This window comes from Streptomyces sp. MAI_2237 (assembly GCF_054189285.1).
This window is the reverse complement of sequence record NZ_JAJPGQ010000009.1, coordinates 889,260-902,779: the sequence shown is the minus strand read 5'-3', so window position 1 is coordinate 902,779 and position 13,520 is coordinate 889,260. Positions and strand designations below refer to the sequence as shown.

General features: G+C 73.1%; 12 protein-coding genes and 1 pseudogene. 4 read left to right on the top strand and 9 right to left on the bottom strand.

The window, feature by feature from the left end:
- Window positions 1–126: 126 nt before the first annotated feature.
- Window positions 127–540, top strand: a complete 414-nt coding sequence (locus LN251_RS39505) for an SRPBCC family protein (protein ID WP_458248966.1) — start codon at window positions 127–129, stop codon at window positions 538–540.
- 24 nt (window positions 541–564) lie between these two features.
- Here LN251_RS39505 and LN251_RS39500 read toward each other — a convergent pair whose 3' ends face one another.
- The 5 genes from LN251_RS39500 to LN251_RS39480 form a co-directional block, all read right to left on the bottom strand.
- A complete protein-coding gene (locus LN251_RS39500) occupies window positions 565–2,031 on the bottom strand; it encodes an HAD-IA family hydrolase (protein ID WP_458248965.1) in 1,467 nt (488 codons plus the stop codon).
- Between the two features lie 76 nt (window positions 2,032–2,107).
- Entirely contained in the window at window positions 2,108–3,184 is a 1,077-nt protein-coding gene (locus LN251_RS39495; protein WP_458248964.1) for an ABC transporter ATP-binding protein, read from the bottom strand.
- A gap of 3 nt (window positions 3,185–3,187) precedes the next feature.
- Window positions 3,188–4,003 (bottom strand): ABC transporter permease, encoded by an 816-nt coding sequence (locus LN251_RS39490; RefSeq protein ID WP_458248963.1) that lies wholly within the window; start codon window positions 4,001–4,003, stop codon window positions 3,188–3,190.
- Complete coding sequence (locus LN251_RS39485) at window positions 3,991–4,890, bottom strand: ABC transporter permease (RefSeq protein ID WP_458248962.1); 900 nt, start codon at window positions 4,888–4,890, stop codon at window positions 3,991–3,993. The genes LN251_RS39490 and LN251_RS39485 overlap by 13 nt, the downstream gene beginning before the upstream one ends.
- Window positions 4,887–6,038: an ABC transporter substrate-binding protein gene (locus tag LN251_RS39480; RefSeq protein ID WP_458248961.1), complete on the bottom strand. Its 1,152-nt coding sequence runs from the start codon at window positions 6,036–6,038 to the stop codon at window positions 4,887–4,889. The genes LN251_RS39485 and LN251_RS39480 overlap by 4 nt, the downstream gene beginning before the upstream one ends.
- Window positions 6,039–6,252: 214 nt before the next feature.
- On the opposite strand from LN251_RS39480, the gene LN251_RS39475 reads away from it, so the two are divergent.
- Entirely contained in the window at window positions 6,253–6,993 is a 741-nt protein-coding gene (locus LN251_RS39475; RefSeq protein WP_458248960.1) for a GntR family transcriptional regulator, read from the top strand.
- Between the two features lie 15 nt (window positions 6,994–7,008).
- On the opposite strand, the gene LN251_RS39470 is transcribed toward LN251_RS39475, so the two are convergent.
- Window positions 7,009–7,650, bottom strand: coding sequence for a hypothetical protein (locus tag LN251_RS39470; RefSeq protein ID WP_458248959.1), 642 nt, complete (start codon window positions 7,648–7,650; stop codon window positions 7,009–7,011).
- Window positions 7,651–7,671: 21 nt separating this feature from the next.
- Window positions 7,672–8,391, bottom strand: coding sequence for an FAD binding domain-containing protein (locus LN251_RS39465; RefSeq protein ID WP_458248958.1), 720 nt, complete (start codon window positions 8,389–8,391; stop codon window positions 7,672–7,674).
- Window positions 8,392–8,587: 196 nt separating this feature from the next.
- Between LN251_RS39465 and LN251_RS39460 the strand changes: the two genes are divergently transcribed.
- Window positions 8,588–9,268 carry an alpha/beta fold hydrolase gene (locus LN251_RS39460; protein WP_458248957.1) on the top strand — a complete coding sequence of 227 codons (681 nt, stop codon included), beginning with the start codon at window positions 8,588–8,590 and terminating at the stop codon, window positions 9,266–9,268.
- A gap of 16 nt (window positions 9,269–9,284) precedes the next feature.
- Here the strand turns inward: LN251_RS39460 and LN251_RS39455 are convergent.
- Together LN251_RS39455 and LN251_RS39450 are read right to left on the bottom strand one after the other, a co-directional pair.
- A pseudogene (locus tag LN251_RS39455) lies at window positions 9,285–10,112 on the bottom strand (IS5 family transposase).
- A gap of 54 nt (window positions 10,113–10,166) precedes the next feature.
- Complete coding sequence (locus LN251_RS39450) at window positions 10,167–11,492, bottom strand: lipase family protein (RefSeq protein WP_458248956.1); 1,326 nt, start codon at window positions 11,490–11,492, stop codon at window positions 10,167–10,169.
- Window positions 11,493–11,798: 306 nt separating this feature from the next.
- Here LN251_RS39450 and LN251_RS39445 point away from each other — a divergent pair, with 306 nt between their 5' ends.
- On the top strand, window positions 11,799–13,274 hold the full coding sequence (locus LN251_RS39445) for an MFS transporter (protein WP_458248955.1): 1,476 nt from the start codon (window positions 11,799–11,801) through the stop codon (window positions 13,272–13,274).
- Window positions 13,275–13,520: the final 246 nt, after the last annotated feature.

The window sequence follows — 13,520 nt, the reverse complement described above, 5'->3', positions numbered from 1 at the left end:
GTCGTCCGGTGCCCGGTCCGGAGCTTTTCGGCCGCCCTGGCCGGCCGATGCCGAGGTCGTGGGTTCAATCACCTCAAAAAGGGCACGCGTCGTGATGCTGTGCCATGACCGCGGAGGTGATGCGTGATGACCGAGTACGAACGCTCCCGCACGATGCCCGCCCTGCCGGAGCACGTCTTCGACCAGGCGGCCAACGTCGGCCAGCTGGACAGCTGGCTGCCGGGCGAGCTGCACGTCCGCCCCGACGACCCGCCGGCGGTCACCGTCCACGAGGACGGCAGCGACCGCGACACGCCCGCCCTCCTGCGGCCGCGCCCCGACCAGATGCGCCTGGAGTGGGGCACCCGGGAGGACGGCGGCTACGCCGGCTGGCTCCAGGTCGCCGGCATGGACACCGGCACCAGCGAGGTGACCGTGCACCTGTCCTTCTTCGAAGACGCCCACGACCCGGGTGAGGCGGCCGCCTGCGAGGCCCTCGACCACAGCCTGGAGCGGCTGGAGGAGCAGGTGCGGATGCGGGTCGACAACGCCGCCGGATGACGGAGTCCGGGCGTCAGGCCCAGGTCAGTCCGGCGGGCTCAGCTCGAACGTCGTGAGCACCGCCGCGTGGTCCGAGGGCCAGTCGTTGCCGGCGACGTCGGGCCAGGCGCGCGGGACGCCGGTGACGACCGTGCGCGCGTCGAGGACGCCGAGGCCGCGCCCGTTGTGCAGCACGTAGTCGATCCGGTCCTGCGGCTCCGGGAGCGCGGGGTCGTCCTCGTGCCGCGGGTGGATCGGCGACCAGGTGTGGCCGGGGTCGCGCTCCGGGTCCGGACGGGCCTCCCTGTAGGAGTCGCGCAGCCCGGCCTCCTCGGCCGCCCTGGTCGCCGGCCAGGCGACGTCCGTCCGGTCCAGGTGGGAAGGGCAGTTGAAGTCGCCGGTGAGGACGACCGGTGTCGTCGCGCCGGCCGCCTCGGCGATCTGCCGCAGGGCCTGCCGCATCTGGGCGAGCCGCAGGTCCTCGTGGGCGATCAGCTCGGCCGGCGAGAGCCCGTCGAAGGCGGCCTCGTAGGGCCCGTACGGCGTGCAGTGCAGGTGGGCCGTCCACACGTCCAGCTCGCGCGTGCCGTCGAGGCGGATGCGCGCTCCGGCCGCGCCGTAGAAGCCGACGGCCGGGTCGCCGAGGCGGGCCGTGATGGGGTGGCGGCTGATGATGCCGAGGTTCTCGCCGGCCTGGTGGTGGTGCCAGCCCAGCGCCTCGGCGAGTTCCCGGGCCGCCGTGCCCGCTGTCTCCTGCAGGCCCACCACGTCGGCCTCGGTGTCGAGGATGACCTTGAGCTGCTTGGCACGGTGGTCGTCGACCTTCGCGCCGCCGTGCCAGAGGTTCCAGCTGAGCACGCGCAGCCGCGGCCGGACCAGGCTGCGCAGCCGTTCCGTGGTCACCTCCTCCAGGCTGGCCACGACCGTCCGCCCGGGCGCGGCCTCGATGGGCGCGAGCGAGGGCACGGCGAGGACGGTACAGCCCGCCGCCTCGGCGGAGCTGACGCCGGTGGGGGTGTCCTCGACGGCCACGCAGCGGGCCGGTTCGACGCCGAGGGCGCGGCAGGCGGTGAGGTAGGGGTCGGGGGCGGGCTTGGTGCTGGCGGTGTCGTCGGCGGTGACCGACACCCGGAACCGGTCGGCGCCCAGCACGGCCAGCACGCTGTCGGCGACCGATCGCGGTGAGGCGGTGACCAGGGCGGTGGGGACGCCGTCGCGATCGAGGGCGTCCAGCAGGGCGAGCGCGCCCGGGCGGGGCACGATGCCGGTGCGGACGCGGTCGGAGAACTCGCGGTGCAGCGGGCCGGCGAGCCCCGGCGTGCCGGTGAGCCGGCCCAGCCAGTCGGCGGTGTGCTCGACGGGCCGGCCGAGCACCTCCGGCTGGTCGGCCTCGGTCAACGGCCGGCCGAGGCCCGTGGCGACCTCCTGCACCGCCTCCCACCACAGCCGCTCGGTGTCGACGAGCGTGCCGTCCATGTCGAACAGGACGGCCTGGAGCGGGGGTCGGGTCACGGTCTCTTCTTTCGTGCGTGGGGGAGGTGCCGGGAGCCGGCGTCGGGTGTCCTCAACGTGCGCGCTTCGGGTGTGCTCAACGTGCGCGTTCGGCGACCAGCACCGGCCGCTCGGGCAGCGACACCCGGACGGCGGCGCCCGCGCCCAGCGGGGCCGCCTCGTGCGTGGGCAGGTCGGCCTTGACCTCGGTGCCGTCGGCGAGGCGCACGGTCAGCCGGGTGGCGGCGCCCAGGAAGGCGGTCGCGATGACGGTCGCCGAGCCGGTGGCGTCGGCTTCGACGCGTACCGCCTCGGGCCGCACCAGGACGTCGACCTCCGACGCCTGCGGCACGGTCCCCTCCGCGGGCAGCCGCATCCCGAGGACCTCGACCGTGTCCCCGGCCAGGTGCCCCGGTATCCGGCTCATGGTGCCCACGAACTCGGCGACGAACGCCGTCGCGGGCCGCCCGTACAACTCGGCGGGTTCCGCGCACTGTTCGAGCCGGCCCGCGTGCATCACGGCGACCCGGTCGGCGATCGACAGGGCCTCCTCCTGGTCGTGCGTGACGAACAGGGTGGTGATGCCGAGTTCCTGCTGCAGCCGGCGGATCTCCTCGCGCAGCGTGAGGCGCACCTTGGCGTCCAGTGCGGACAGCGGCTCGTCCAGCAGCAGGACCCGGGGCCGCAGAGCGAGCGCGCGGGCGAGCGCGATGCGCTGCTGCTGGCCGCCGGAGAGCTGGTGCGGGAACCGGATGCCCTTGTCTGCGAGACCGACCAGCTCCAGCAACTCGGCCGCGCGGGAACGGCGTTCGGCGGCGCCCACCTTGCGCATGCGCAGCCCGAAGGCGACGTTGTCGAGCGCGTTCAGATGCGGGAAGAGGCTGTACGACTGGAAGACCATCCCGGCATCGCGGCGGTGGGCCGGCACGTCGGTGACGTCCTTGCCGTCGACCAGCACCTCACCGGCGTCGGGGTGTTCGAACCCGGCGAGCATGCGCAGCGCGGTGGTCTTGCCGCACCCGGACGGGCCCAGCAGCGCCAGGAACTCCCCGGGCCGCACGGTCAGGTCGAGGCCGTCCAGGGCCACGGTGGGCCCGAACTCCCGGCGCAGACCGCGGAATTCGACGGTGGCGGCCTTGTCGACGGCGGCCTTCTCAAGCGTGGTGGCGGTCATGGTTCATCCCCGGGACGAAGCGGTACGGGTGCGGCCGCCGACACCGGCGAGCGCGAGGAGCAGGGCCCATGTGACGAGCAGGCTGAGCACGGACACGGCGACGGACAGCTGGGCCTGCGAGCCGCCGACGCTGTAGATCCACACGGCGAACGGCTGGAAGCCCAGCAGCTGGGCCACGGTGAACTCGCCGAGGACCAGTGCGAGGGTGAGGAAGGCGGCGTTGAGCAGCGCCCCGCGCAGGTTGGGCAGCACGGTCCGCAGCAGGGCCTGCGGCCGGCTCGCGCCGCAGCTGCGGGCGGCCTCGACGAGGGTGCGCACGTCGATCGAGCGCAGCCCGGCGTCCAGCGCCCGGTGCACGAACGGCAGCGCCATCACGACGTACGCCATGACCAGCACGAACGGGAAGCCGGGGTTCTGGATCGCCACGAACGTCTGGAACAGCGGGGTGCGGGAGAGATGGTCCGGGCCCCACTTCAGGACGGTGGAGATGCCGGCGACGAAGGCGATCGGCGGGACCACCAGCGGCAGTTGGCAGAGCACCTCGACCACCGGCCGCAGCCGGGGCGCGCCGAGCCGCAGGGCCACCATCGCGGGCACCATGAGCAGCAGCACGATCGCGATGGTCGCGAGGGCCAGTTCCAGCGAGAGCAGCAGGCTGGAGACGAAGCCGTCGGTGGAGACGATCTGCGTGTAGGCGTCGAAGGTGACGCCCTGACCGGGCACGTCCACGGTGAAGATCACCGAGGAGGCCAGCGGCACCAGGAAGTACAGCGCGGCCAGGCCGAGGACGACCCACCGCCACGGATTCAGGCGAGCCATCGCGCACTCCGTCGTTGCAGGGGCAGGTACACGGCCATGACGAGGCCGGCGACCAGGACCATGTCCAGGCTGAGGGCGAGGGCCACGTTCTCCTGGCCGACCAGGACGTTGCCGGAGATGGCGTCGGCGATCTGCAGCGTCACCAGCGGCACCGAACTGCCCACCATCGCCGCGGCGGTGGCGTAGGCGGCGAACGCGCTGCCGAACAGGAGCACGAACCCGCCCAGCAGCGACGGCAGCAGCACGGGCAGGGCGACGTGCAGCCAGTACTGCACGGAGGTGGCCCCGTTGTTCTGCGCCGCCTCCCGCCACTGGGAGCGCAGGCCCTCCAGAGCGGGGGTGATGGTGAGGACCATCAGCGGGATCAGGAAGTACAGGTAGACGACGACCAGGCCCCAGAAGCTGTAGAGGTCCCAGCCCGCCTGCGCCAGGCCCAGGTGCCGGGTCAGCACACCGGCGTTGCCGAGCGTGGCGACGAAGGCGAAGGCCAGCGGGATGCCGCCGAAGTTGGCGAGCACGCCGGAGGCGGTGAGCACGGCGTCGCGCAGCGCCCGGAACCGGGAGGTCACCACGACCTGGGCGAGCGGCAGCCCCAGCACCGTGCCGATGCCCGCGGAGACGGCCGACAGCTTGACGCTGCCGAGCAGCGCGGTCAGATAGGCGCCGTGCAGCGACGTCGTGAGGTTCTCCGAGCTGTACGAACTGACGCCGGTGGCCTGGTCCTTGACGCTGAAGGCGCCGTCCAGCATGGCGATCGCCGGCACCCCGAAGGCGATCGCGGTGAACACGAGCAGCGGGACGACGGCCAGCCAGCCGGGGGCACGGCGCCGCCGCTTCACCGAGGTGACCGGCGGCGCCACGTCCACGCCCGTGAGGGTCGCCGTCATCCGCTGACGGCCTTCGCCCAGCCCTGCGCGATGACCGTCTTGGCCTTGGACTGCTGGGCCTCGGTCGGGAAGGAGGGCGTGCCGGAGACCTCGGGAAGCTTGGCGGCGGCCTCCTTGTCGAGGGTGCCGGCCTTGTCCATGGCCGTCATCAGCGCCGGGCGGGCGTAGCCCTTGAGCCACAGGTTCTGGCCCTCGGCGCTGTAGAGGTACTCCTGCCACAGGCGGGCGGCCGCCGGATGCGGGGCGTCCTTGTTGACGGCCTGGGAGTAGAACTGGGAGAACTTGCCGTCGGTGGGCACCGCCACCTTCCAGTCGACGCCCTTGGACTTGAACTCGTCGGCGTAGCCGGCGTTGAGGTAGTCCCAGTCGATGCTGATCGGCGTCTCGCCCTTCTCGACGGTCGCCGGAGTGGACTCCACGGGCGTGTAGTTGCCGTTCTTCTTCAGCTTGGCGAAGAAGTCCAGGCCGGGCTGGATGTCGTCGAAGGAGCCGCCGCCGGCGAGCGCGGCCGCGTACACGCCGCCGAAGGCCGAACCGGACTTGGTCGGGTTGCCGTTGAGGGCGACCTGGCCCTTGTACTGCGGCTTGAGAAGGTCCGCGAAGGTGGTCGGGCAGGTCTTGACGCGCTTGGCGTCGCAGCCGATGGAGATGTAGCCGCCGTAGTCGTTGTACCAGCGGGCCTGCGGGTCCTTCTGGCCGGCCGGGATGTCGGCGTAGGAGGCCACCTTGTACGGCGCCAGCAGGCCCTGCTGGGCGGCGCTGAGGGCGAAGGAGGAGCCGAGGTCGAGGACGTCCGGGGCGCGGTCCTGACCCTTGCGGGAGGTCACGGCGTTGATCTCGTCCTGGCTGGAGCCGTCGGGGTTCTCCACCTGGATCTTGATGCCGTACTTCTTGGTGAACCCGTCGATGAGGGCGCCGTAGTCGGCCCAGTCGCGGGGCAGCGCGATGGCGTGCAGCGTGCCCTCCTTCTTCGCCGCGGCCACCAGCTTGGACAGGCCGCCGAAGTCGGCGGCGGAGGTGGCGGTGGCGGCGCTCTTGCCGTCGGCGGTGGTCGACGCGTTGTCGGGTGCCGCGCCGCAGGCGCTCAGGGCGAGCGCGGCGACGACGGCGAGGGAGCAGGCCAGAGCGGCTGTTCTCGGCTGGGACACGGGGACTCCAGGAGGGGCGCAGGGGAGGACGCACAAAGACTGAGAACTTGTCTGAACAAGTTGGCCTCAGTAAGGCTTCCTGTGGTGACGCCTTCGTAAACAGTGGCGAAATTGTGACCTGTCATTCCCTGCACACTTCGGGCAGAGCGCGATCCGCCGCCGGCCTCGTTTAGGGTGGTCACGCTGTGCACAGCGGCAGACTCGGAGGGGCACGGTGGCGACGCGACACGAGGAGATCGCCGACGAACTGCGGCGGGCGATCGACCGCGAGCAGTACACGGTGGGGAGCAGGCTGCCCCCCGAGACGGAGCTCGCCGCCCATTACGGCGTCTCACGCGGCACCGTCCGCCAGGCCGTCGCCGCGCTGACGGCCGAGGGACTCATCGGCTCCCGGCAGGGCGCCCGCCGGGTCGTCCTCGCCAGCCGCCGCAGCCAGAGCTTCGCCGAACTGCGCAGCTTCGCCCAGTGGGCCCGCGCGATGGGCCGCGAGGCGACCGGCCACGTCGTGTCCCAGGCGTACCTGCCCGCCACCGCCCAGGACGCCGCCCGCCTCCAACTGCGCGAAGGCACACCGGTGTTGCACGTGCTCCGGGTGCGCGGGCTGGACGGGGAGCCGGTCCTGGTGGAGCGGACCGTGTACGCCGACTGGATCTCGCCCGCCGTCGAGACCGTCGACCCCGACGCGGCCTCCGTCACCCAACTGCTCTACGAGAGCACCGGTCTGGTCTTCGCCTACGGCGAGCACGTCATCGACGCCGTCGCGGCGAGCGCGCAGGACGCCGAACTCCTCGGCATCCGCCGCACCAGCCCGCTGCTGCGCGTGCGCCGCGTGACCACCACCCGCGAGGGACGCCCCGTGGAGTGGTCGGACGACCGCTACCGCTCGGACGCCGTCAGCTTCAGCGTGCACAACTCCATCGACAACAACGCCCTCGCCCGCAAGACGGCCGACTGACGGGCGGGCCGGGGCTCACCCGGCGGGCCGCACGCCCGCGGGCAGGACCGGACGCCGCCACCACCGCCGTACCACCGGGGTCACCCGTTCGCGCGCGTATCCGGTGTGGGTGACGAACGCCTCGATGACCTGCGGGGCGGGTCGGTGCGGGGCGACGGCCATCAGCACCGCGTCCCCCGTGCCCGACGACGGCGGTGCGATCAGGGCGACCTCGTCGCCGGAGCGCAGCCGCAGCAGGGTCGCCCGCAGCTCGTGCTCGTCCCCGGGCACCGGCCGCAGACGGGAGAACAGCGGGTCCTGGGGCGGCGGGTACAGCCGCACGTGTGCCAGCAGCCGACCCGTGCGGTACTCCTCCCAGCGCTCCCACTCCAGGGTGCGGAACGGCGGTTCCCGCCACGGCCGCAGCGCGTCCAGGCGCTGGAGCAGCCGTCGCAGGAAGTCCCGGACGGCCGCCTCGGCGTGCGGCTGCCAGGACAGGTCGTCCTCCCAGTCCGGGGCGGCCAGCACCGCCTCGATGCCGGCGTACTCCTCCTCGACCGTGAGGTCGTAGAAGGGCCGCTCCAGAACCATGTCCGCGATGCGCTCGACCTCGGCGTCGTTCAACTCCGGGCTGAACTGCACGCAGTAGAGGATCGCGGTGACCACCCCGAGACGCATGGGCCCAGTATGCCGCCGCCGCTACGGCGTCGGCCGCGCCAGCAGCTCGGCGACGTGACCGCGCACGATCTCCCAGCCCGTCTCGTGCAGCGTGCCGACGGCCGTCTCCCGGAGGCGGTCCAGAATCTGCCCGGCACCGTCGCCACCGGCGATCTCGGCGGCGAGGACGTCGTAGCCGTCGCGCACCGCGACGCGTACTCGGGGCGGTCCCTCCTGCCCCGCGTGCACCGCGGCCGCGACGACCAGCGGCGGGGGACCGCCCGCCTCCCCCTCCACCTTGCGGTAGGCGCTGACCAGCGGCTCCGGCCAGTGAAGACTGAGCAACAGGTGCTGCTTGGCGAGGAGTTCGGCCAGATCGGTCTCGAAGACCCGGTCCCGCTCCAGGACCGTCGCGCGGGCGTCCAGCACCAGGGCGGCGGGCAGCAGGCAGCGCAGCGTGCTGCCGACGATGTTGCCCCCGACGGTGGCCGTCCGGCGCACGGCGCCGGTCCCCACCCGGGCGGCGGCCTGCCGGAGTACCTCCGGGACCCGCTCGTCGATCCGGTTCAGCACCACGGCGGCGCCCAGCCTGCCAGGCTCGACGCCGTTGGCCTCCGGCACGTTGCGCAGGGACATGGCCCGCTCGGGGAAGCCGTCGCGTTGCCAGCCCGCCCACACCAGGGTGGCCCCGCCGACGGGCACCGCCCCCTCGGCGACGCACTCCTGCGCTTCGGACACGGACTCGGGCAGACGCAACAGCACGGAGCCGACCTGCTTTCTCGACGAGGTGAAGCTCGGGTACGCGGTGTCCCGGCCGAGCGGCCGCCGACACGGCACATCCTCCCCGCCGGGGTGCGGGCGCATGTAGGGCTCACTGGCCTGTGCGTGCGCCCCCTGCCGTGCGGAGGTGCGGGCACCGGGTGGCCGGGGGCCCGGGGCGATGGGGCATGGTGGGAGGGTGCCACGCAATGAGTCCGCACTGATCGTGCGGCGCGCTCCGCAGCAGCCCGTCTCCGCCGCGATCGTGACCCTGCACGGCGGCCAGGAGGTCAGCCGCCGCGCGGTGCGCCCCTGGCAGCCGGCCGCGCTCCGCATGCACCCGGTGCTGCGCGCCGCCGCCGCGACGGCACCCCCGGACGCCCTGCTGGGGCAGGTCCGCTACCGCCACCGGGGCTGGAACACCGGCGACCCGGCCGACGACGCCCTGCGTGCCCTCGACGAAATCGCGGAGCGGGCCGAGGCCGCGCGCGTCGTCCTCGTCGGGCACTCGATGGGAGCCAGGGCCGCCCTGCGCGCCGCCTCCCACCCCCTGGTGCGGGGCGTGCTGGCCCTGGCGCCCTGGTGCCCGCCCGCGGACCCCGTCGCCCACCTCGGCGACGTGCGGATCGTGCTCGTGCACGGCGACCACGACCGGGTGTGTGCGCCCGCCGAGTCGGCGGACTTCGTGCGCCGGGCCCGGGCGGCGGGCACGCCGGCCGGCCTGGTGACGGTCCGGGGCGGGGACCACGCGATGCTCCGGCGCAGCGGCGCCTGGCACCGGGCCACGGCCGAGTTGGTCGCCCAGATGCTGCGCCCGGACCCCGGCCCCGGCGGCCTGGCCACCGAGGCCTGCGCCGCGCACGGCGCCGTACAGCTCTAGGAGTTGTCTTCAATTGTCACGCCCACATCAGGAGCGAGGCGAGGGTGACGGCTGCCTGGTAGGACTCGGCGGTCTTGTCGTAGCGGGTCGCGATGCCGCGCCACTGCTTGAGACGGTTGAAGCACCGTTCCACGACGTTGCGCCGCTTGTAGAGCTGCTTGTCGAAGGCCGGCGGACGCCCGCCGCGGCTGCCGCGGCGGAGCCGGTTGCGAACCTGGTCGGCCCGCTCGGGAATGGTGTGTGGGATGCCCCGGGCGCAGCCAGGTCCGTATGGCGCGGGAGCTGTAGCCCTTGTCGCCCAGAATGTGCGCGGGCCGCACCCGGGGCCGCCCCACTCCGGTGCGGGGCACGCGGATCGCCTCCATCACGGCGGTGAACTGTGTGCAGTCGTTGGTGTTCCCGCCTGTTACGACGAAGGCCAGCGGGCGCCCGAAGGCATCGCAGGCCAGGTGTATTTTGCTGGTCAGGCCGCCCCGGGAGCGTCCGAGCGCGGGGCTGCGGCGCCCCCTTTTCGGGCCCCCGCCGCATGCTGGTGGGCTCGCACGACGGTGGAGTCAACCGACACCAGCCAATCGATGTCCCCAGCGGCGTCCGCCCTGGCCTGCGCGGTCCGCAGCATCCGCTCGAAGGTTCCGTCCAGGGCCCAGCGCCGGAATCGGGTGTGCAGTGTCTGCCACGGCCCGTACCGCTCGGGCACATCCCGCCAGGCCGTACCGGTGCGGAACTTCCACACGATCCCGTTGAGGACCCTTCGGTCGTCCAACCGCTTCCGGCCCCGTCGGGACGCGGGCAACAGCGGTCGGACGAACTCCCACTCCGCATCGGACAGTTCATGGCGACGAATCACCCGACCATGATCCACCAAGCAAGATCAATTGAAGACACGACCTAGGGCGGGTCAGGAAAGGCCCGGCAGGTCCGCGCAGTTGGAGGTGGCGGGCTTGGCCTGGAGCCGGTCGGTCAGCCAGGAGATGGCGGCGCCCTGGTCGGTGAGCAGCGGGGTGACGTGGTTGAGCAGGGCGCTGCCCAGGTCGAGCTGGGAGACCGGCTTGTACGTCACGTCGGCGCCCTTGGCGCACCAGTCGGCGGCGAGCCGGCGTGCCTGGGCGTGCGGGACGAGGTTGTCCTTGGTCCCGGTGGCCACCCGGACCGGCGAGGCCGGCCGCATCGTGCCGATGCGCTGGTCGGCGAGGAAGTTCCGCAGGGCCGGCTCCGAGGCGATGATGTCGCTGAGGGACGAGCCGTCCGTGGTCCACTTGGTGCTGTGCGCGCCGCCGTAGGAGAACAGCGCGTCCCCCACGCACATCGTCGACAGGTCCTTGAGGGCCGCCCGGCCGGCCGCGTTGAGATGGGCTTCGGCGATCGGCACCAGCGCCGGGTCGGACTGCAGGAAGCCGTTGACCGACCAGCCGAGCGCGCCCGCGAGTTCGCTGCCGTCGATGGCCCTGGTCACCTGGACCAGGTCGGCCGGCGGGGCGCCCGCGTAGGTGCCGGAGAGGGTGACGTCGGGGGCGTAGGAGGGCTGCAGTTCGGCGGCTGCCGCGGACGCCCCGCCGCCCTGGCTGTAGCCGTACAGGCCCACCCGCGATGCCGCGGTGATCGACGCCGTGGGCAGGGAGCGGGCCGCGCGGACGGCGTCGAGCACGGCGTGGGCCTCGTCGACCCGGTTGACGTAGGTGTGCAGCCGGTCGGTGGCGCCGAGCCCGGCGTAGTCGGTGACGACGACGGCGACGCCTTCGGACAGCAGGCGGTAGGCCGCCAGGTCCTCGTAACCGACCGACACCGTCTGGCCGTTGAGCAGCAGTGGGTGCTCGAGGCCGAGGGAGGCCGAGCACTGGTCGCCCTGCCCCAGGGTGCCGGGCGCCAGGACGACCAGCGGCCGGTCGCCGCCGCCCTTCCAGGCGGCGGCCGGTTCGATGTAGGCGCCGGTGACCGCCATGGGACGGCCGGTGGAGTCCGTCGACTTGTACATCAGCCGGGTCGCCGTGCCCGGCAGCGGCCCGTCGACGCCCGGCAGGCTCAGCGCGAGGGGGAGCGGTTCGCTGCGCACGAGTGCGCCGTCGGCCGACGGCAGGGCGGCGGGCGGGTTGTAGAACTCCGGAATCGTGACACCACGGGAGACGACGGCGTCGTTCTGGGACGCCGACGCGGCGGGCACGGCGGTGGCGCCGAGGCACGCGGCGGTGGTGACGGCCACGGCGAGCTGGCGTGCGGAAACGGGCATGACGAGCCTCCGGGGCAGGGGGAGGCCGAGCCTCGGGCTGCGGCTCGGGCGGCGGCTGGTGACCTGGTGGGGCAGGTGCCGACGGCACGAGGGCGCGGTCGTCCCACCGCACCTCGCGCCGTTCTTAGACGAAGTGTCAGGACGGTACCGAGGCCGGTGTTACCGGGGGTACCCCTCGGTAGGTTACGTTTCAGTAATATGAATTTGGATCAACTGCACCGGCAGCACGTGGCCGAAAGCCGATGATTCGCGGCGGATACGGGAACCCTCACCGGATCGGGTAGGTGATCGGGCGAAGGAGGCACCGTGCCGAGGAACGCGGACGGCGGGAGCGACCCCCGGCGGTGGAAGGCCCTGTGGGTCACCCTGGTGGCGGGGTTCATGAGCCTGCTGGACGTGACGATCGTCGCCGTGGCCCTGCCGTCCATGCAGCGCGACCTGCACGCGAGCGCGCCCGCCATCCAGTGGGTGGTCTCCGGCTACGCCCTCGCCTTCGCGCTGGTCCTGGTGACCGCCGGGCGCATCGGCGACGCGCTCGGCAGACACCGCATCTTCCTGCTGGCCCTCACCGCCTTCGTGCTGTGCAGCGCCGCGGCCGGCGCCGCCCCCACCATCACCTTCCTGGTCGTCGCCCGCATCGCCCAGGGCGTCGCCGCCGGCTGCCTGGCCCCGCAGAACTCCGCACTGATCCAGCAGATGTTCCGCGGAGCCGAACGCGGCCGCGCCTTCGGCCTGTTCGGCGCGACCGTGGGCATCTCCAGCGCCGTCGGCCCCGTCGTCGGCGGACTCATCCTCACGCTGGCCGACGGCCCCCAGGGCTGGCGCTGGATCTTCTACGTCAATGTCCCGGTCGGCGCGATCGCCCTGCTGCTCGGCGTCCGCCTGCTGCCCAGGGCGGTCCCCGGCCGCCGTGAACGCCTCGACCTCGGCGGCGTCGCCCTCCTCGGCTGCGGAGTCCTGGCGCTGATGCTGCCACTGGTGCTGGCCGAGTCCGGCGGCGTACGACGACTGTGGTGGCTGTTCCTCGTGGGACCCGCCCTGCTGGTGGCCTTCGCCCGGTGGGAACGCCGGGTCGCGGCCCGCGAGGGCCAGCCCCTGCTGGACCCCCGGCTGCTGACCGAGACCCGCGGCTACGCCGTCGGCGCCGCCATCGCCACCCTCTACTTCGTCGGCTTCAGCGGTGTGTGGCTGGTCTTCGCCCTCTTCTTCCAGAACGGCCTCGACTACTCACCGCTGCGGTCGGGCCTCACGGTGACGCCGTTCGCCCTGGGCTCGGCGCTGGCCGCGGCGGTGGCGGGGCGGCTGGTGGACCGGCTGGGCCGGCTGCTGACCGTCTGCGGACTCGCCGGTGTGGCCCTGGGACTCGGCGGGACCGCGCTGATCCTGTGGCTGGCACCGAAGGGCCTGGCCGTGTGGCTCACCCCGCCCGTCCTGCTCGTCGGCGGTCTGGGCAGCGGCTGCGTCATCTCGCCCAACGTCACCATGACCCTGCGGGACGTGCCGGTGCGGATGGCGGGCGCGGCCGGCGGCGCGCTCCAGACCGGGCAGCGGCTGGGCGGGGCCGTCGGCACGGCCGCGCTGCCCGGCCTGTTCTACGTCGTACTGGGCGGGCGCGGGCACGACTACCACCTCGCCGTGGCGACCGCCGTCGGTCTCGGCGTGCTGCCGGTGCTGTGCTCCCTCGCCCTCGCGGTGCACGACTGGCGGCGCGACCGCCGGGGCGAGGACACCCCGTGCCCGCCCGAGGCGTCCCACAGCCATCTGCACGCGGGGCACGGGTGACCTCTCCGGAGAGCGGGGGCAGGTGCGTGGCCCGCGTGACTTCACGTGGCGGACGCAGTCGTACGACCCCTTGAGCCGCTGCCTCATGCCCCGGGCAGTCACCGAGGTCACGCTGCGCCGCAGAGCGGCCGGTCACGCGGCCGAAACCGCCGAGCGGCGGTCTCCGTCGGCCGGGGCCTGTCGTCCGGATCAGGCCGGCTGCTGAGGGCAACGCGTCATGGCCGACCCGAGCGGAGTCCGGAGCGT